The following is an 18171-nucleotide window of genomic DNA, read 5'->3' on the forward strand; positions in this document are numbered from 1 at the left end:
ACGAAAGAGTTGCGAAAACCTATGACCGACAACATGATCAATTGGGAACAGGACAGCGACGGCGTCGTCCTGCTCACCCTGGACGACCCGAACCAGGGCGCCAACACGATGAACGCGCTCTACACCACCTCGATGGCCGCAACGGTTGATCGTCTCGAGGCCGAGAAGGACAACATCTCCGGCGTCATCCTGACGTCCGCTAAGAAGACCTTCTTCGCCGGCGGCGATCTCAAGGACATGACGTCTGATCGCGCGGGCATCGACAAGGTCGAGCTGGCCACCCAGATCACCAAGACCACCAACGGCATGAAGGCGGTTCTGCGCCGGCTCGAGACCCTGGGCAAGCCGGTGGTCGCGGCCATCAACGGTGCTGCACTGGGCGGCGGTCTCGAGATCGCGCTGCACACGCACTACCGCATCGCTGCCGATGTCAAGGGCAACCAGCTCGGACTCCCCGAGGTCACCCTCGGCCTGCTGCCCGGTGGCGGCGGCGTGGTTCGTACCGTGCGCCTCCTCGGCATCCAGACCGCCCTGATGGGTGTGCTGCTGCAGGGCACGCGCTTCAATCCGACCAAGGCCAAGGAGACCGGTCTCGTCGACGAGGTCGTCGGCACGGTCGATGAGCTGATCCCTGCCGCCAAGGCGTGGATCGCCGCCAATCCCGAAGCCGCTCAGCCGTGGGACAAGAAGGGGTACAAGATCCCCGGTGGTGGACCGTCCAGTCCGTCACTCGCACAGGTGCTCCCGGCCATGCCGTCGCTTCTGCGCAGCCAGCTCAAGGGCGCGCCGATGCCCGCACCGCGTGCCATCCTGGCCGCTGCGGTCGAGGGCGCGTACGTCGATGTCGACAGCGCAGACGAGATCGAGACCCGCTACTTCGTGTCGCTGGTGACCGGCCAGGTCGCCCAGAACATGATCAAGGCGTTCTTCTTCGACCTGCAGGCCATCAACGGTGGCGCATCGCGGCCGGACGGCTTCGAGAAGTACACCGCCAAGAAGGTCGGTGTCATCGGCGCCGGAATGATGGGCGCAGCCATCGCTTACGTCTCGGCGAAGGCCGGTATCGAGGTCGTCCTCAAGGACATCAACATCGAGGCCGCAGAAAAGGGCAAGGGCTACGCGATCAAGCTCGAGGAGAAGGCACTCTCCCGCGGCAAGACCACCAAGGAGAAGTCCGACGCCCTGCTGGCGCGGATCACCCCCACGGTCGAGGCAGCCGACTTCAAGGGCGTCGACCTCGTGATCGAGGCCGCGTTCGAGTCGGTCGAGGTCAAGCACAAGGTGTTCCAGGAGATCGAGGACATCGTCGAACCCGACGCCATCCTGGGCTCCAACACCTCGACCCTGCCGATCACCAGCCTGGCCGAGGGTGTCAAGCGGTCCGAGGACTTCATCGGCATCCACTTCTTCTCGCCTGTCGACAAGATGCCGCTGGTGGAGATCATCAAGGGCGCCAAGACCTCTGATGCGGTGCTGGCCAAGGTCATCGACTACACCCTGCAGATCCGCAAGACCCCGATCGTCGTCAACGACAGCCGCGGCTTCTTCACCTCGCGCGTCATCGGCACCTTCGTCAACGAGGCCATCGCGGCCGTCGGTGAGGGTGTGGAGCCGGCGTTCATCGAGCAGGCGGGTGCACAGGCCGGTTACCCGGCACCGCCCCTGCAGCTGATGGACGAGCTGACGCTGACCCTGCCCCAGAAGATCCGCAAGGAAACCGAGAAGGCACTCGCCAACGAGGGCAAGCCGGTCCCCGAGCACGGATCCTCCGCCGTGGTCGACAAGCTGGTCGACGAACTCGGCCGGCCGGGTCGCTCGGGTGGCAAGGGCTTCTACGATTACGACGAGAGCGGCAAGCGCATCGGCATCTGGCCCGGTCTGCGTGAGACGTTCAACTCGGGCTCGAAGACGATCCCGTTCGAGGACATGAAAGAGCGCATGCTCTTCGCCGAGGCCCTCGAAACCGTCAAGTGTTTCGATGAGGGCGTGCTCGAGACCGTCGCCGACGCCAACATCGGCTCGATCTTCGGTATCGGCTTCCCGGCGTGGACCGGCGGTGTCATCCAGTACATCAACCAGTACGAGGGTGGTCTGCAGGGCTTCGTCGATCGCGCGCGCGATCTCGCGAGCAAGTACGGCAAGCACTTCGAGCCGCCGCAGTCGCTTGTCGACAAGGCAGCAAAGGGCGAGAAGTACTGACGTTTTTCTGACGGGGAGGTGTTCCCGCGCGGCTATGTGAGAGGCGCGCAGGAAGAAGTCATCTCTCAGCCTCTGCGCTCATCACGGCCCGGTTCCTGCAAGGGAACCGGGCCGTGATGCGTATCAGGCACCACCGATACCGGCGTCAGCTCAGGGCGTTTGGGTTCTCTGCCGTCGCCGAGGGAGACGCCGCGGATGCGCCGGATCATCCACGGAATGAAAAACGCCCTGGCCCAATGTGTTTCACGGGCAATGGTCTGCGCGATCGTCAGCGGTGGGCGCGGCGGCAACGCCCTGCCCCATTGCGGGTCGCTGCCGGGGAGGCCTAGGGCGTGGGCGGCGCCCGCAGCGAATCTCTGATGTCCGAAAGGGGACGCGTGCAATCGATCGGGCGCCCACGAGCGGGGGTCGGTGAGGACCGGGGCTGCGTACAGGTCGACGAGGACGAATCCGTACGTCGTCGCGAACTCTCGCATCATCTCGTTGACCGCCAGTAGCCGCGCTTCGATACGTCTCGCTATCGGTACGGTGCGCGCGAGGTTCGGAAAAGTCGAGATCAGTACGGTCGCATCGGTCTTGCGTAGCTCGCCGTAGATGTAGTCGAGGTCTTCGTGAACCTGCGACGCCGGAGTGCTGGCGAGCACGTCGTTCATGCCGAGGGGCGCCGCGACCAGATCTGGTTGCAGCGCGATGGCCGGAGCCAGCTGTACATCGCGGATCTGTCGGGTGGTCCGGCCCCGGACCGCGAGATTGGCGTAGCGAAGGTCCGGGTTGTGCCCGGCCAGCTCTTCGGCCAGGCGATCGGCCCACCCGCGGTAGCCGGTGTCATCGTCGCCGTCGCACATACCTTCGGTCTGACTGTCTCCAATGGCGACGAAACGTGAGTAGCTCACTTCGCAGATTCTAGAGCCGTGAGGCGACAGGGGGAGTCAGGGGCATCCTGCCGCGTTCTTGCGGCGAGATGTAGTGCGCAAAGCGAACTATATTTCCAACCTCTATTTATACGCCTGGATTCGGACATTACGGACGGTTTCGAAAAGTCCATCGTCGCTGATTCTGTCCAGAATTTTACTTACGGATTCACCTTGACACGGTTGTAAGGCAGGGGTTATTTTTCGAGTGGCCCAGATCACACCCGGATCGGGCACTCCGAATGGCAAGCACGCGATTCGGTTGCAAACCCCGTGTAACTCGGAGGGCCTGGCCGGGCTTATTCGTGCTGTTCAAACCCCATATCTTCGCTTCGGCGAACCGATCTGGCCGCACCTATTCGTCTGAAGTCAGTAGCCGCCGGGAAAGGCATTGAAATGCGTAAGAGAACCGGCCGGATTGCGGCAGTATTTGTCGCGGCGGCGTGTGTCTTTTCCGTCGTCTCCTGTAGCGACGACAGCGGGTCCGATGACGGCGGCAGCACTGCGGCCGCACCATCGGAGAGTGGCACCAAGGCCACAGGTACGCCGATCAAGGTCGGCTTCCTCAATCCTTCGAACGGCCCGATCACGCAACCCGGAGTCGAGGTCGGGCAACAAGCGGCGGTCAAGTACATCAACGAGTCGCTCGGCGGTATCGACGGACACCCCATCGAGGTGACGAGTTGCGCCGTCGACGTCTCGGCTCCGGAATCCACGATCGGTTGCGCCAATCAGCTGGTCCAGGCCGGCGTCACAGCCGTGATCGACGGATACGACGCCGCGTCGAGTGCGGCCCTTCCCATCCTCAAATCCGCCAACATCCCACTCGTGGGCCAGATTCCGTTCGACTCGGTGACGGGGTCGTCGGCGGACAATCGGGTCTACTTCGGACCGCCACAGGCCTCGTTCCTGGTCGGGGTGATGCAATCTCTGAAGGCGCAGGGTAAGAACTCCCTGACGCTGGCGAACGTCGATGTCGCCGCCGCACGCCAGACGTTCGAGCGCATTCTGCTGCCACTGGGCCAGCAGCTCGGTCTCGACGTGAAAAGCGTCTACTACTCGCCGACGAACCCGAACTACACCGCGTTGGCGTCGACCATCAACTCCGGTAACCCCGACGCCGGCGGCCTGATGACCTCGCAGACAGATGCGAACTGCACCAAGCTGGCACAGTCCCTGAAGTCCGTCGGTTTCAAGAACACGATGTTCCTCGCTGCGTGCACCGAGTTCATCGACACGATGGGCGCGCAGGCTGTTGGCGCCCAGACGTATTCGCCGATCTGGCTCGATCCGGCCACTGATTCTGCGCCTGCCGATATGCAGGCGAACCTGGCCACCACCAAGAAGTACGTGGATGAGGCAGGCGAATCCGGTGGCTTCTATGCCTACGGAACCTTCTCGACGTTCGTCGACTTCGCTCGGACCCTCGGCGCAGCCAAGCCCGTGGAATACACCGGTCCATCTGTGCTCGCCGCACTCAAAGGCGTGACGGACTACCAGAGCTGGCTCGGACCGAAGCTCAACTGTGGCAAGCCGACCACACCCAACTGCACCACCGAGATGTTCGTCTTCGAGGTGGTCGGTGACAAGAAGACCGAACCCATCGGCGGCGGTCTGACTCAGCCCAACCCGGCTGCGCTCTCGGCCATCCCCGGTGCGAGCTAACCGATAGCGGGACAACCGACAGCACCACACCGGCGGTGGGTCGCTCGAGATCCTCGAGCGATCCACCCCGGTCCCCGATGCCTCGATCGCGCAACACTCGCTCCGGTCTTACGCAGATACACACAGTGAGGTGGGCAACGACCCATGAGTCAATTCATCCAATTCGTGTTCCTCGGCCTGGCGGTCGGCGCCGTCTACTCGGTGTTCGCCACCTCATTGGTCGGCATCTACGCTGCCACCGGGGTCATCAACTTCGCTCAGGGTTCGATAGCTCTCTGGGCGGTGTATGTTGTTGCCGCACTGCGCACCGACGGTACCCTCGTACTTCCTGTAGGGAGCCTGAGCATCGGTAGTGAGGACAACCCGACGCCGATGGTGCTCGCCATCGTGATCGGCGTCGTTTCTGCTGCGCTGTGGGCGCTGCTGGCGCACTATCTGATCTTCCGGCCGCTGCGCCACGCTCCGGTGCTGGCGCAGGTGGTCGCCTCGGTCGGCCTGATGCTGTTCATCACGGCTCTGGTGCATCTGCGCTTCAGCACCGATTCCCTGATGGCGCTACCGATCCTGCCGCAGAACACATTCGAGATCGCCGGCGCGGTCGTCAACGTGAGCGACATCCTCATGGCCGTCGTCGCGATACTGATCGCCCTGCTGCTGTGGGCGTATTTCTCGCTGACGACTCTCGGCGTCGCGACCAGGGCCGGCTCCGAGGACGAGCTGGCCGCACGACTTGCCGGCTTCTCGCCGGATCGGCTCGCCGCGATCGTGTGGGTGATCACCGGTGCCGCCTCCGGCCTCATCGTCGTCCTCGGTGCGTACACCATCGGTCTGGATGCCACGAGTTACACGTTCTACATCATCCCCGCGCTGGCGGTTGCGCTGGTCGGGCGGCTCACCTCGTTCGGGGTCGCGTGTGCGGCAGGGTTGATCTTGGGTGCATTCCAGGCCGTGATCCTGTGGGCGAGCACCCTGGAGTGGTGGCCCAGCTGGGCGCAAACCGGGGTCGGCGACGCTGTTCCGTTCGTTGTCGTGGTGATCGCGCTGTTCTTGCTGGGCGGCAAGATCCCGTCGCGCGGCTCGCTCGGCGAGGCGAAGATGCCTGCGGTGTTCATTCCCAGAATCCGCCCGATTCCGGTGGTGCTGATGGTCGCCGCCGTGGTGGTCGCTGTCCTGTTGACCTCCGGCAGTTGGCGTTTCGGCATCGTGACGTCGATGATCTTGTCTCTGATCGCATTGTCCCTCGTACTGCTGACCGGTTATCTCGGTCAGATCTCGCTGGCGAGTATGGCGTTCGCTGGTGCGGCGGGCTTCGCACTGTCGAAGGTCACGACGAACTGGGGCGTCCCCTTCCCGCTGAGCATCCTGCTGTCGGCATTGATCGCCACCGTGCTCGGTGTGATCGTCGGCGTTCCCGCCCTCCGTATCCGTGGTGCGCAATTGGCCGTCGTGACACTGGCTGCGGCGCTTGCCATTCAGAGCTTCGTCTTCAACAACCCGTCGTTGACACCGTTCGAGGGCAACCTCATCGAGGACCCCACGTTGTTCGGCTGGGACCTGTCGGTGCGGCAAGGCAGCGAACTCACGACCATCGAGTTCTCGATGATGGTGTTGGTGGTCGTGACGGTATTGACGCTGATCGTGATGCGGTTCATGGCGGGCGCAACGGGTCGCGCGTTCCTCGCGGTGCGTTCGAACGAGCGAGCAGCGGCTTCGGTGGGAATCAACGTTGCGGCGACCAAGATCCTGGGATTCGCGCTGTCGGCATTCCTCGCGGGTGTCGGTGGTTGTCTCATCGGTTACAGCCGCGGGCAGCTGTCCGCGGGATCGTTCACCGTGATCATCGGCCTGACGCTGCTCGCGATGACCTACGTCGGCGGCATCACCTCGGTGTCGGGTGCGTTCGTGGCGGGCATCATCGGTCCGCTGGGGGTGGGGTACGTCTTCCTCACCCAGACCTTGGATTTCGGGAAGTACTACGAGCTGATCGCGGCCGGCAGCCTGTTGCTGATGGCCGTGCTCAATCCGGTGGGTGTCGTCGGCGCCGTGCGAGAAGTCGTCGACCGCATCAAGGAGAGAACAGGTAAGACCGGACACCACGAGGCGCACTCCGCGCCTGCCGCGGGCCCGACGGTCGGCCCCTCCGAAACGAAAGCGAGCTCTCATGTCGGCTGAAGCAGGTGTTGCATTGCTGCACGCACGAGGTCTGTCGGTCCGGTACGGCGGTGTGGTCGCCAACGACGACATCACTCTCGAGGTCGGGGCCGGCGAGATCGTCGGTCTCATCGGTCCCAACGGGGCGGGTAAGACCACGTTCGTCGATGCCGTCACCGGGTTCACCAAGTCAACCGGTGAGGTGACGATGGGCGGGGTCCGGATCGACGGGTACAGCCCCCACCGCCGACGAGGCACGGGCATGGCTCGAACCTGGCAGGCAGGAGAGCTGTTCGCGGACCTGACGGTGGCCGAGAATCTGGCGGTCGCGGTGCAGAAGCCGGGCCTCAAGGCTCTGGTCGCGGATATCTTCACCGGGTCGAAGCCGCCTGCGAAAACCATCGGCGAGGCGCTCGCGATGGTGGGTCTGACCGATTCCGCGGACCGGCATCCGAGTGAGCTGGCCCTGGGTCAGCAGAAACTGGTGGGTGTGGCGCGGGCACTCGTGGGGGGCACCAGGATGGTGCTCCTCGACGAACCGGCTGCGGGCCTGGACACCCACGAGAGCCGCGACTTCGGAAACGAACTGCGTCGCATCGCCGCGAGCGGCATCGGGGTGTTGTTGATCGACCACGACATGTCGCTTGTTCTCGACGTTTGCGATCGGCTCTACGTCCTGGACTTCGGAAAAGTCATTGCCGCGGGCAATCCCCAGCAGATCCGAGACGACCCGCGGGTCGTGTCCGCCTACCTGGGCAGTGCCGAGGTGGAGGCGGAAGTCGACATCGACGCCGCCGGGGGACCCGAGGCGTCCCCGCTACTGCAGAAAGGATCGGCGCAATGACAACCACCACCGCCGTGTCCACCGAGTCGGTGCTGACGATCGAGGGGCTGAACGTCGGCTACGGCGGCGTCCCGGCCGTCCGCGACTTCAACGCGAGCGTGCGTGCCGGGGAGATCCTGGCGTTGCTGGGGCCCAACGGTGCCGGCAAGACGACGACCTTGCTCGCCACGGTCGGCGCACTGCCGCTCATGTCGGGGACGGTGACCGCCCTCGGGACGCCGCTGGACAAGCGGGTCGAGCGCAACGCGCGACGAGGCTTGACATTGGTCCCCGACAACCGCGGGGTGTTCCACAAACTCACCGTGTCCGACAACCTGAGGCTGGCCAAACGTAAGGGTGGCGCAGAGCTGAGCGACGTCTTCGAGTACTTCCCCAAGTTGAAGACGCTCAAAGGTCGGCGTTGCGGCAACCTTTCGGGAGGTGAGCAACAGATGCTGGCGCTCGCGAAGGCGTTGCTGGCGAAGCCGAAGGTCCTGCTGATCGACGAGCTCAGCCTCGGGCTGTCGCCGATCGCGGTGAAGGACCTGCTGCCGCGTCTGCGCACGATTGCCGATGAGCAGCAGATGGCCGTGGTCCTCGTCGAGCAGCACATCGACCTCGCGCTTGCGATTGCCGACTCGGCAATCGTCCTGCACCATGGCCGAGTGGCTTTGGCGGGGGCGGCGCAGGATCTCCGGGGCCAACGCGAGAAGGTTGAGGCTGCGTACTTCGGACTGGCCGGAGACGGAGCGCAGCGGAGCTCGACCAGGTCGGGAGACGAAGCGCAGCGGAGCTCGACGGGTGAAACCGGAGCGCCGGCAACGGTTGTCGATTAGCGCCTGAACTCGGGGCAGGAGTGTGGAAGCGGTCCGTCGTGGGGCACCCGGGACGGGGCGCGGCCGCTCGCTGGAGGAGGGAAAGTGCCGAAGACGACCAGCTCGGGCGAGGTCTCAGCGAAGACCACTCGTAGTACCCGCAACCGGCCGACCGACGACGAATTGCTCGACGCGGCTCTGTCGGTGATCGCAGATGTCGGCGCGCAGCGGGCGACCATGGACATGATCGCCGAACGTGGTGGTACGTCCCGGGTCACGTTGTACGCGCACTTCGGTTCGCGCGATTCCCTTGTCGAGGCCGTCCTCGATCGTGAGCTCACCGCGCTCACCGAGTGGATGTTCGCCGCGTACGACAAGGGCGACGACATGACCTACGGCGACCGGGCCAGGTACTCCGTCGAGGCGTTGTTCGAGTTCGCTCGCCGCCAGCCGCGGGGGTTCCGGGTGCTGTTGACGAACCGCGATGAGGATCACGATCCCGGTCGCCGGCTGTTCGCGGCGCTCGAACCCCGCATCGCCGAGCGGCTGCGGGGAAACTATGCCGAGCAGGGCGACACGGTCGGGGCCAGCGCCGACACCTTGGCGTCGATGCTGCTCGGCATGAGTCTCGATGTCGCCTACCGCGCGGTGATCGTCTCGGGTGCGGGTATCGACGCCGCATGTGATCTCGCGGTGACCGCGTCGCTGGCAGTGCTGCGATCGGTGGAGGTTCGTCAGCTCCACGCGATCGACGAATCGCTCGAGTCGTAGCCGGCGGAGCGCGTCCGCCCTGTCTGGCCCGCGATAGCGACCCATTCGGCCCACAGAAATGGAACACGTTCTAATCTGAGGGGGTGAACGTGACCTTTGAGGAATCCAGACGAGAACTGCAGACCGACAGCGGAGTGCTGCGCTATCACGAGGCGGGTTCCGGTCCGCCTTTGATCTTGTTGCACGGTTCCGGTCCAGGAGTCACCGGCTGGCGCAACTACCGAGGAAACATAGGGGTGTTCGCCGAGAACTTCCACTGCTACGTCCTCGAGTTCCCCGGGTTCGGCGTGAGTGATCCTGTCAAAGGCCATCCGGTACTGACCGCCGGGTCGTCGGTGATCAGGTTCATGGACGCGCTCGGCATCGAGTCCGCGCCGGTCATCGGCAATTCGATGGGTGGCGTGGTCGGCGTCAACCTGGCCATTAAGAAGCCGGACCGGGTGAGCAAGCTCGTGACCATCGGTGGTGTCGGACCGAACGTCTTCAGTCCCAGCCCGAGCGAGGGCCTGCGGTTGCTGCAGGAGTTCACCGATGCACCCGATCGGGACAAGCTGATCCGCTGGCTGACCGCCATGGTGTTCGATCGCGCCCTGGTGACCGATGAGCTGATCGAGGAGCGCTGGGAGGCCGCCATCAATCCGGACGCCCAGGCGACGGCTCAGATGATGTACGGCTCGGCGGCCTTCGCGATGCAGCAGGAGTTCATGGCCGCATCCGACACCCCGCCGTACTGGTCGATGATGCACAAGGTCGGCTGCCCGACGCTGCTCACCTGGGGTCGGGACGACAGGGTCAGCCCGCCCGACATGGCGATGGTCCCGATGCGGTTGATACCCCAGGCCGAGTTGCATGTCTTCCCGAACTGCGGGCACTGGGTGATGATCGAAGCCAAGCGTGCGTTCGAGAGTGCAGTCGGTGAGTTCCTTCTCCGCTGAACCCTGATCTGGGTCCGGGCGTCTAGCGTTCGTCCGGGCCTGCGGTGACCACCTGCAGCGCGACCTCGGCCAGTTTGACGTTCGAATCCTGGGACAGTCGTGCGAGGAGTCGGAAGGCTTCGTCCGGGTCGAGTTTGTAGCGTTCCATGATCATGCCTTTGGCCTGGCCGATGATGTCGCGGTTGGTGAGCGCCGCCCGAATCTGGTCTTTCTCCCTGACCGCCGCGAAGGCGATCGCCGCATGTGCGGCGAACAGCGAGCCGATGGAGACCGATTCGTCGTCGAAAGCGTCCGCCGATGAGCTGTGCAGATTGAGCGCGCCGAAGGTGTCGTCCTCTATGTACAGGCAGAAGCAGATCATCGACTTGATGCCCAGACTCTCCGCGCCTGCGGCGAAACGCGGCCACCGGGTCTCCGAGCCCATGTCGTCGATCTGGATGGTCTCGGCGTTGAGCGCCGACCGGATGCACGGGCCCTCCCCGAACTCCTGCTGCAATTCGTCGCATTTGCCTGCCAGGTCGCCCACCATGACCGGCGTCTCGACCTTGGAGTTCCCGGTCACCAGGGTGACACTCGCGTACTCGCCACCGGGAACGTTTTCGACCGCAGACTTCGAGATCGCGCGCAAAACGGTGTCGCTGTCCTTGCTCTCAGACCGCAGCAGCCGCGCGACTGCGGCCATCCGTTCCGGCAAATCGGTGTTGGGTGGTGTCATGTTCCTGATTCCTGCCATGGCCCGTACTGCTAGACAATTCTGAAAGTCTACTTATAGATGTCAATTCGCCGTGGTCGGACGGCGACTTCCACGATCCTGTGGTGGAGAATGTCCGGACACTCACGTATCTTGGGCATCCTGGCGCTCGGGGGACAACCAAAAAGGGGACATTGCATGCAGCTCGGCAGGATCAGGCATGGTCGCCTTCCCCGACTCGTGACTGTTGTCGCGGGGGCCGCACTCCTTCTCGGAATGTCCACCATCACAGCGACAGCCGATCCCGTCTGGCCGGGCGGCCCGGAGATCCCCGGTATCTCCGCTCCTGACCTGCCGAAGCCCGGCCCCGCGAGCCCGGCGCCGACGACGTCCTCCCAGCAACCGCTGGGCCGCGCCAACTTCTCGACCCCGACACTCGATCCCGCCGACGGCGAGACGGTCGGGGTCGCGCAACCGGTGGTCATCTCCTTCCAGGCGGCGATCGACGACAAGGAGGCCGCGGAGAAGGCCATCAGGGTCACCGCGACGCCGCCGGTCGCGGGCAGTCTGTACTGGGTGGGCAACAAGGAACTCCGGTGGAAGCCCAAGGAGTTCTGGCCGGCGAACACGACGGTGTCGGTGCAGGCCGGCAGCGCCACCTCGAACTTCACGATCGGCAAGTCCTGGATTGCGACGGCCGACGACAACACCCACACCATCACCGTCACGGTCGACGGCACCGTGGTCCGGACGATGCCCACGTCGATGGGCGCCAACGATCACCCCACACCCAACGGTGTCTACACCGTCGGCGAGCGGTTCGCGGACATGTACATGGACTCGTCCACCTACGGGGTGCCCGTGGACTCACCCGACGGCTACCGCACGTATGTCGAATATGCGACCCGCATCTCGAACAGTGGCATCTTCGTCCATGCCGCGCCGTGGTCGGTCGGGCAACAGGGCAACACCAACGTTTCCCACGGTTGTCTCAACGTCAGCACCGAGGACGGACGGTGGTTCTTCGAGAACGCGCCCAAGGGTGCGCCGGTCGTGGTGGTGAACACCATCGGCGGCACCGCAGATCCTGCTGATGGACTGACCGACTTCACCACCCCGTAACTTCCGGAAATGGGTCGTTCTGGCGAAGTCGACCTGCAGGTTTGTTCGCCAGAACGACCCATTTTCGGGGGTTGGGGTGGCTACCAGATGTGGACGCGGTCCTCATCGTCGAGGTACAGGCCGTCGCCCTCTTTCACCCCGAACGCGTCGTAGAACGCGTTGATGTTGCTGATGACGCCGTTGCAACGGAACTCGGGCGGTGAATGCGGATCGATCGACAGGCGCCGGATCGCCTCGGCGTCGCGGGTCTTGGTGCGCCACACCTGCGCCCAGCCGTAGAACACCCGCTGCAGACCTGTGAGTCCGTCGATCTCCGGCGGGGTCTGCCCGTCCAACGCGATCTGGTAGGCCACAAGTGAGATCGACAGACCGCCGAGATCGCCGATGTTCTCACCGATGGTGAAGTCGCCGTTGACCTTGTACTTCTCGTCCAGTCCCTTCGGGGTGAAGGTGCCGTACTGGTCGATGAGTTTGCGTGTGCGGGTGCTGAATTCGGTGCGATCGGTGTCGGTCCACCAATCCACGAGATTGCCGTCACCGTCGTACTTCGCACCCTGGTCGTCGAAGCCGTGGCCGATCTCATGGCCGATCACCGCACCGATACCACCGTAGTTGGCGGCGTCGTCGGCCTCGGGGTCGAAGAACGGAGGCTGCAGGATCGCTGCGGGGAACACGATCTCGTTCATTCCCGGGTTGTAGTAGGCGTTGACCGTCTGTGGGGTCATGAACCACTCGTCGTGGTCGACCGGCGAACCGATCTTTCCGAACTCGCGATCCTCCTCGTAAGCGCTTGCGCGAGCGATGTTCCCGAATAGGTCATCGCGCTCGATGCGCAGCGACGAATAGTCGCGCCAGGTCGCCGGGTATCCGATCTTCGGCGTGAACTTCTCGAGTTTGACCAGGGCCTTCTCGCGAGTGTCCGGACTCATCCAGTCCAGATCGGAGATGTTACGCCGGTACGCCTTCACAAGGTTCTCGATCAGCACGTCCATGCGGGCCTTGGCTTCGGGCGGAAAGTGTTTTGCGACATACAGTTTGCCGACGGCGAATCCGAGGCCCTGCTCGACGAGGCCGACCCCGCGCTTCCACCGGTCGCGAATCACCTCCGAACCGGTGAGGGTCTTGCCGTAGAAGTCGAAGTTCTCGTCGACGAACTCGTCCGAGAGGTACGGAGCGGCCGAATGCAGCAGCCGCCACTGTGCCCACACCTTCCACTCGTCGAGTTCGCGTTCGCCCCACAATGCCGCGACGCCCCCGACGAACGAGGGTTGGCCTACGACCACCTCGCCGAAGGTCTCGGATCCCGTGGTCTGCAGCCCCGAGATCCAGGAGTCCACATCGAATCCGCTTGCTTCCGTCGTGAACTCGGACAGGGTCCTGAGGTTGTACGTGAGGTCGGCGTCGCGGCGGCGTACCACATCCCAGTGCTGGGATGCGATGGCGGTCTCGAGGTCGACGATGGTATCGGCACGGGCGGCGGAATCGTCGAATCCGGCCAGTGCGAACATCTTCTCGACGTGAGCCCGGTACGCGGTGCGCGTCTCGGCGTGATTGTCATCGCGGTAGTACGACTCGTCGGGCAGTCCGATCCCGGACTGCGTAATGTGCATCAGATAGCGATCGGACGCCTTGGCGTCGGTGTCCACGTAGTAGCCGAAGAGGCCACCGATTCCGCGGCGCTGCGCCGCGCCGACGAGCCGGGCGAGCTCAGTGCGGGTGGTCGCGTCGCCGAGCGCCGCGAGGTCCGCGGTGATCGGGGAGATGCCGAGTGCATTGATGTGCTCGGTGTCCATGAAGCTGGCGAAGAGGTCGCCGATCTTCTGGGCGTCGCTGCCGGGGGCAGGCGAGGACTCCGCGCACTCGGTGATCAGGTCGCGGACGTTCTCCTCCGCGCGGTCGCGCAGCACGTGGAAGGCGCCGTCGACCGCGCGGTCCTCGGGAATGACGTGGTCGCGCAACCAGGTGCCGTTCACGTGCTCGAACAGGTCGTCTTGTGGCCGCACCGACTCGTCGACCCAGCTCAGATCGATACCGGACCGTGCGGCGGTGGAATTGGCGGTGTCTGCGGTAGAAGTCACCAGACCATCCTGGCACCGAACCGCGATTTCGTCAGCCGCCGCTGGAGCTGTCCGAGTTCTGCGCAGCCGCGTCATCCGGGCTCTGATGGGCGGTGAGCAACAGATGGTCGAATATCCGCCTGCTCTCGTCGTCGAACGGTACGTTGCCGTCGACGGACGCGACGATGTTCTGTGCCAGCGTTCTGAGCTTGGTGTTGGTCTGCTGCGAACGCCAGGTCAGGACGTCGAATGCGCGGTCGGCGTTGATGCCGTAGACGAGCATCAACATGCCCTTTGCCTGTTCGATGACAGCCCGCGACACCGCGAAGTCCTTGACCGCGGCGTCCATCGTCTCTTTCAGTTCACCCTCGTGCACGTCTGTCAGGTCCACATAGAATCCTTCGGTGCCGATGAGGGATCCGGATGGGTCGGTCAGACGATCCCCGACGACGAGCACATGACGCACCTGTCCGCGGCGGTCGACGATCCGGTGCCTGCTGCTGAACGACTTGCCCTCCCGCAAGAGGTCGTCGATCGCCCGCTCGACCCGCTCCCGGTCATCAGGGTGCTTGTGTGCGAGCAGCAGTTCGGTGGTGGGTGAGACCTCGCCGGCCCCGTAACCGTGGATGGCGGCGACCTCATCGGACCAGTGCCACTGGTCCTGCGCGATGAGGTAGCGAAAGCTGCCCACCTTCTGGACGGCGCTGCCGCCGAGCACTTCCTGCACCGACTGGGTGTCGGTCCTGCTGTTCTCCAAGAAACTGCTCCCTGTTCACACCTGTATGGAAGTCAGCCGAGCGTCCATCGGGCAGGGTTGCCACCGGGCTGTCGGCAAAGACGCAGCCCTCGGTTCGAGCCAGTGATTTTCTAGCATGCCGAAGTGGGCCGTGGACACAAAGGGTGTGCATAGCAGAACGGGCCGTCGAAGAGAACACTTTGGGTTCAGCTGACTTCAAATCCGCGTGAGCCGAAGTCGCCGGGCTACTGTGACGCGGTGCTCAAGACGATGCTGGTGCGGCGACTCGCGGTGGATCTCTGCCGCCTCGGTGCCCAGAACTGTTGCCTGTGAACATCTTCACGTCGTAGTCCGCTCGCCGTAGAGCGCCCACGACGCCTCCGCTGCCGCTCTTCGATGAGGCCCGCCTCGACGCGCGCGGCACCTCCCTCTCCTATCGATGGTGATCATCGGTGCCAGAGCTAGCTCATCAGGGGTTGTCCTCATGTCAGTTGTACCGGCCATAGCTGCGCCGACCGAGACGGTCGACCCGAACGCGACCAAGCGGCCCCGGGAATCCGGGCGCACGTCGAAACTGTTGTCGCGGGTCGGTTTACCGATTCTGTCGCTCGTCGTCTTCATCGCGCTGTGGCAGTTGGTCGTGAGTCTGAAGATCTGGAACGAGACGCTGATCCCCGCACCGAGTGCGGTATGGGACGCCTTCGTCGAAACGAATACGACGACCGACGGGGTCCGCGGCTACGCGGGCAAGTACCTCTGGGAGCACCTGCTCATCAGCTTGCAGCGCATCGGTTACGGCATCGCCATCGGCATCGTGGTCGGTATTGCGTTCGGGCTGTTCATGGGTACCTTCAGCAAGGTCCGGGCCCTGTTCGAACCCTGGATCACCTTCCTGCGCACGTTGCCGCCGCTGGCCTACTTCTCGCTGCTGATCATCTGGCTCGGCATCAACGAAGAGCCGAAGATCACTCTGCTGGCCATCGCGGCGTTCCCGCCGGTCGCCGTCGCGACCACCTCAGCAGTACTGGCGGCCCCCCAGAGCCTGACCGAAGCGGCGAAGGCGCTGGGTGCCAGCAAGTTCGAGGTGATCAAAGACGTCGTGATCCCCTCCGCGTTGCCCGAGACCTTCACCGGCATCCGGTTGGCAGTCGGTGTCGCGTACTCCTCGCTGGTGGCAGCGGAGCTGGTCAACGGCCTGCCCGGCATCGGCGGCATGGTCAGAGACGCCTCCAACTACAACAACACCCCGGTCGTGCTCGTCGGCATCATCGCGATCGGAACCTCCGGCTTGATCATCGACGGTCTGCTGCAACTCATCGAGCGCAAAACCGTGCCCTGGCGGGGACGCGTCTAGAACGCTCGCGCCTGCCTCCTCTGTGTCCCACAAGAAGAAAGAACGAACCAACATGAGCCAAACACCCCGCTCTGCCCGATTGCGCCGACGATGGGTGGTGCTCGTCGCCGCGCTGTCCGCGCTCACGCTGACCCTCGGCCTCGCCTCCTGCTCCGATGACGAGAGCGACGGAAAGACCATCACAGTCGGCTACCAGGCCTTTCCCAGTGGCGACCTGATCGTCAAGAACCAGAAGTGGCTCGAAGAGGCGCTGCCCGACTACACGATCAAATGGACCAAGTTCGAGTCCGGCGCCACGATCAACCAGGCCTTCATCGGCAACTCGATCGACATCGGCGCCATCGGCTCGAGCCCCGTCGCCCGTGGCCTCTCCGGCAACTCGCCGATCGGCTACAAGGTCGCATTCGTTCTCGACGTCGCCGGCGACAACGAGGCGCTGGTCGCCCGCAACGGCACCAATATCAACAGTGTCGCCGAACTCAAGGGCAAGACCATCGGCACCGCACTGGCCTCGACCGCGCACTACAGCTTGCTGGTCGCACTCGAGCAGGCCGGACTGTCGGCGAACGACGTCAAGATCGTCGACCTGCAGCCGCAGGCCATCATCGCCGCATGGGAGCGCGGCGACATCGATGCCGCCTACACCTGGCTGCCGACCCTCGACGAGCTGCGCAAGACCGGTAAGGACCTGGTCACCAGCCGCGCCATCGGCAAGTCGAACCCCACCCTGGATCTGGGTGTCGTCTCGAACAAGCTGATCTCCGATGATCCTGCGGCGGTCGACGCCTGGCGAAAGGTCGAGGCCCGAGCACTCGATCTGATCAACACCGACCCGGCTGCTGCCGCGGGCTTCATCGGCCAGGAACTCGGGATCAGCGCCGAAGAAGCGCAGGGACAGCTCAAGCAGGGCATCTACCTCACACCCGCAGAGGTCGCCTCGCCGCAGTGGCTCGGAACCCCGGGAGCGGTCGGCAACATCGCCAACAACCTGCTCGACGCCGCGGAGTTCTTGGTGGCGCAGAAGCAGATCGACTCCGCGCCGACCCTGGAGCAGTTGCAGGAGGCCATCTACGTCGAAGGTCTGCCCGGTGCCTTCGACCAGTGACAGTCGAGCCATCCACCTCGACAACGTGTCACACCGTTACGGCAAGGGTGGCGACGCCGTCACCGCGGTGGGTCCCGTCTCCCTCGATGTCCCGGCCGGCGAGTTCCTCGTCCTGGTCGGGGCGTCCGGGTGCGGCAAGAGCACGCTGCTGCGCCTGATCGCAGGCTTCGAAACGCCCACCGACGGTCAGGTCGACGTGCTCGGCAAACCCCCGACACCAGGTGAGTCCGCCGGAGTCGTGTTCCAGCAACCACGGCTGTTCCCGTGGCGGACCGTCGGCGGCAACGTGGAGGTCGCGCTGAAGTACGCCGGGATCGAGAAGGCGGACCGCAAGGCCCGTCGCGACCAGCTGCTCGAGCGGGTCGGCCTCGAAGGCACGGCCGATCGGCGGATCTGGGAGATCTCCGGTGGACAGCAGCAGCGCGTCGCCATCGCGCGGGCGCTCGCCGCCGAGAATCCGCTCTTCCTGCTCGACGAACCCTTTGCGGCGCTCGATGCGCTCACCAGGGAACGGCTGCAGGAAGACGTCCGTGGCGTGAGCAGCGACACCGGCCGGACGTCGGTATTCGTGACCCACAGCGCAGACGAAGCAGTGTTCCTCGGGTCGCGGATCGTGGTGCTCTCCAAACGCCCGGGGCAGGTCGCCCTCGACCTCGAGGTGGATCTGCCGCGCGGGACGATCGACTTCGACGAACTACGGAACTCCCGGGAATACAACTCGATCAGGTCCGAGGTGAGTCACGCGGTGAAGGCGGCGGCTGCTTGAGTTCGGCTCAGGTCTGTTGTTTGTCTCACCAGCTGTGTTTTTTCGCTCCGCTTCGCTACGCGGGGTGTGC

Annotated in this window: 15 protein-coding genes; 11 read left to right on the plus strand and 4 right to left on the minus strand. The window is 64.3% G+C overall.

Features of this window, described 5'->3' with window-relative positions; translation table 11 throughout:
• Positions 1–21 precede the first annotated feature (21 nt).
• Positions 22–2199: a 3-hydroxyacyl-CoA dehydrogenase NAD-binding domain-containing protein gene (locus tag J3S28_RS01590; RefSeq protein ID WP_207836503.1), complete on the plus strand. Its 2178-nt coding sequence runs from the start codon at positions 22–24 to the stop codon at positions 2197–2199.
• A 65-nt stretch (positions 2200–2264) separates the two neighbouring features.
• Here the strand turns inward: J3S28_RS01590 and J3S28_RS01595 are convergent, their stop codons facing one another.
• A complete protein-coding gene (locus J3S28_RS01595) occupies positions 2265–3092 on the minus strand; it encodes an SGNH/GDSL hydrolase family protein (protein WP_207836504.1) in 828 nt (275 codons plus the stop codon).
• A 414-nt stretch (positions 3093–3506) separates the two neighbouring features.
• On the opposite strand from J3S28_RS01595, the gene J3S28_RS01600 reads away from it, so the two are divergent.
• The 6 genes from J3S28_RS01600 (at position 3507) to J3S28_RS01625 (ending at position 10270) form a co-directional block, all read left to right on the plus strand.
• Complete coding sequence (locus tag J3S28_RS01600; protein ID WP_207836505.1) at positions 3507–4775, plus strand: ABC transporter substrate-binding protein; 1269 nt, start codon at positions 3507–3509, stop codon at positions 4773–4775.
• A gap of 144 nt (positions 4776–4919) precedes the next feature.
• A complete protein-coding gene (locus J3S28_RS01605) occupies positions 4920–6947 on the plus strand; it encodes an ABC transporter permease (RefSeq protein ID WP_207836506.1) in 2028 nt (675 codons plus the stop codon).
• On the plus strand, positions 6937–7770 hold the full coding sequence (locus tag J3S28_RS01610) for an ABC transporter ATP-binding protein (RefSeq protein WP_207836507.1): 834 nt from the start codon (positions 6937–6939) through the stop codon (positions 7768–7770). Before J3S28_RS01605 ends, J3S28_RS01610 begins: the two co-directional genes overlap by 11 nt.
• Positions 7767–8585: an ABC transporter ATP-binding protein gene (locus tag J3S28_RS01615; RefSeq protein ID WP_207836511.1), complete on the plus strand. Its 819-nt coding sequence runs from the start codon at positions 7767–7769 to the stop codon at positions 8583–8585. The genes J3S28_RS01610 and J3S28_RS01615 overlap by 4 nt, the downstream gene beginning before the upstream one ends.
• An 84-nt stretch (positions 8586–8669) precedes the next feature.
• Positions 8670–9335 carry a TetR/AcrR family transcriptional regulator gene (locus J3S28_RS01620; RefSeq protein WP_207836513.1) on the plus strand — a complete coding sequence of 222 codons (666 nt, stop codon included), beginning with the start codon at positions 8670–8672 and terminating at the stop codon, positions 9333–9335.
• A gap of 83 nt (positions 9336–9418) precedes the next feature.
• Positions 9419–10270, plus strand: a complete 852-nt coding sequence (locus J3S28_RS01625) for an alpha/beta fold hydrolase (protein ID WP_207836514.1) — start codon at positions 9419–9421, stop codon at positions 10268–10270.
• A 22-nt stretch (positions 10271–10292) separates the two neighbouring features.
• Here the strand turns inward: J3S28_RS01625 and J3S28_RS01630 are convergent, their stop codons facing one another.
• Positions 10293–10985, minus strand: coding sequence for a GAF and ANTAR domain-containing protein (locus J3S28_RS01630; RefSeq protein ID WP_207836522.1), 693 nt, complete (start codon positions 10983–10985; stop codon positions 10293–10295).
• Positions 10986–11159: 174 nt separating this feature from the next.
• Between J3S28_RS01630 and J3S28_RS01635 the strand changes: the two genes are divergently transcribed.
• Positions 11160–12083, plus strand: coding sequence for a L,D-transpeptidase (locus J3S28_RS01635; protein WP_372435925.1), 924 nt, complete (start codon positions 11160–11162; stop codon positions 12081–12083).
• An 80-nt stretch (positions 12084–12163) separates the two neighbouring features.
• On the opposite strand, the gene J3S28_RS01640 is transcribed toward J3S28_RS01635, so the two are convergent.
• Both J3S28_RS01640 and J3S28_RS01645 read right to left on the minus strand, forming a co-directional pair.
• A complete protein-coding gene (locus J3S28_RS01640) occupies positions 12164–14161 on the minus strand; it encodes a M13 family metallopeptidase (RefSeq protein ID WP_307796742.1) in 1998 nt (665 codons plus the stop codon).
• Between the two features lie 31 nt (positions 14162–14192).
• Positions 14193–14897 carry a PAS and ANTAR domain-containing protein gene (locus tag J3S28_RS01645; protein WP_207836529.1) on the minus strand — a complete coding sequence of 235 codons (705 nt, stop codon included), beginning with the start codon at positions 14895–14897 and terminating at the stop codon, positions 14193–14195.
• A gap of 463 nt (positions 14898–15360) precedes the next feature.
• Between J3S28_RS01645 and J3S28_RS01650 the strand changes: the two genes are divergently transcribed.
• From J3S28_RS01650 to J3S28_RS01660, 3 genes are read left to right on the plus strand one after another with little or no spacing between them, the layout of a single operon-like run.
• Positions 15361–16230 carry an ABC transporter permease gene (locus J3S28_RS01650; protein ID WP_207836531.1) on the plus strand — a complete coding sequence of 290 codons (870 nt, stop codon included), beginning with the start codon at positions 15361–15363 and terminating at the stop codon, positions 16228–16230.
• Between the two features lie 52 nt (positions 16231–16282).
• A complete protein-coding gene (locus J3S28_RS01655) occupies positions 16283–17335 on the plus strand; it encodes a taurine ABC transporter substrate-binding protein (RefSeq protein WP_207836547.1) in 1053 nt (350 codons plus the stop codon).
• Entirely contained in the window at positions 17319–18101 is a 783-nt protein-coding gene (locus J3S28_RS01660) for an ABC transporter ATP-binding protein (RefSeq protein WP_207836552.1), read from the plus strand. Before J3S28_RS01655 ends, J3S28_RS01660 begins: the two co-directional genes overlap by 17 nt.
• Positions 18102–18171: the final 70 nt, after the last annotated feature.

This window comes from Williamsia soli (assembly GCF_017377795.1).
Taxonomy (GTDB): domain Bacteria; phylum Actinomycetota; class Actinomycetes; order Mycobacteriales; family Mycobacteriaceae; genus Williamsia; species Williamsia soli.

Coding starts and splice junctions, on each gene's coding strand:
- J3S28_RS01590 (WP_207836503.1), top strand. CDS start 22: ATGACCGACAACATGATCAATTGGGAACAGGACAGCGACGGCGTCGTC.
- J3S28_RS01600 (WP_207836505.1), top strand. CDS start 3,507: ATGCGTAAGAGAACCGGCCGGATTGCGGCAGTATTTGTCGCGGCGGCG.
- J3S28_RS01605 (WP_207836506.1), top strand. CDS start 4,920: ATGAGTCAATTCATCCAATTCGTGTTCCTCGGCCTGGCGGTCGGCGCC.
- J3S28_RS01610 (WP_207836507.1), top strand. CDS start 6,937: ATGTCGGCTGAAGCAGGTGTTGCATTGCTGCACGCACGAGGTCTGTCG.
- J3S28_RS01615 (WP_207836511.1), top strand. CDS start 7,767: ATGACAACCACCACCGCCGTGTCCACCGAGTCGGTGCTGACGATCGAG.
- J3S28_RS01630 (WP_207836522.1), bottom strand. CDS start 10,985: ATGACACCACCCAACACCGATTTGCCGGAACGGATGGCCGCAGTCGCG.
- J3S28_RS01635 (WP_372435925.1), top strand. CDS start 11,160: ATGCAGCTCGGCAGGATCAGGCATGGTCGCCTTCCCCGACTCGTGACT.
- J3S28_RS01650 (WP_207836531.1), top strand. CDS start 15,361: ATGTCAGTTGTACCGGCCATAGCTGCGCCGACCGAGACGGTCGACCCG.
- J3S28_RS01655 (WP_207836547.1), top strand. CDS start 16,283: ATGAGCCAAACACCCCGCTCTGCCCGATTGCGCCGACGATGGGTGGTG.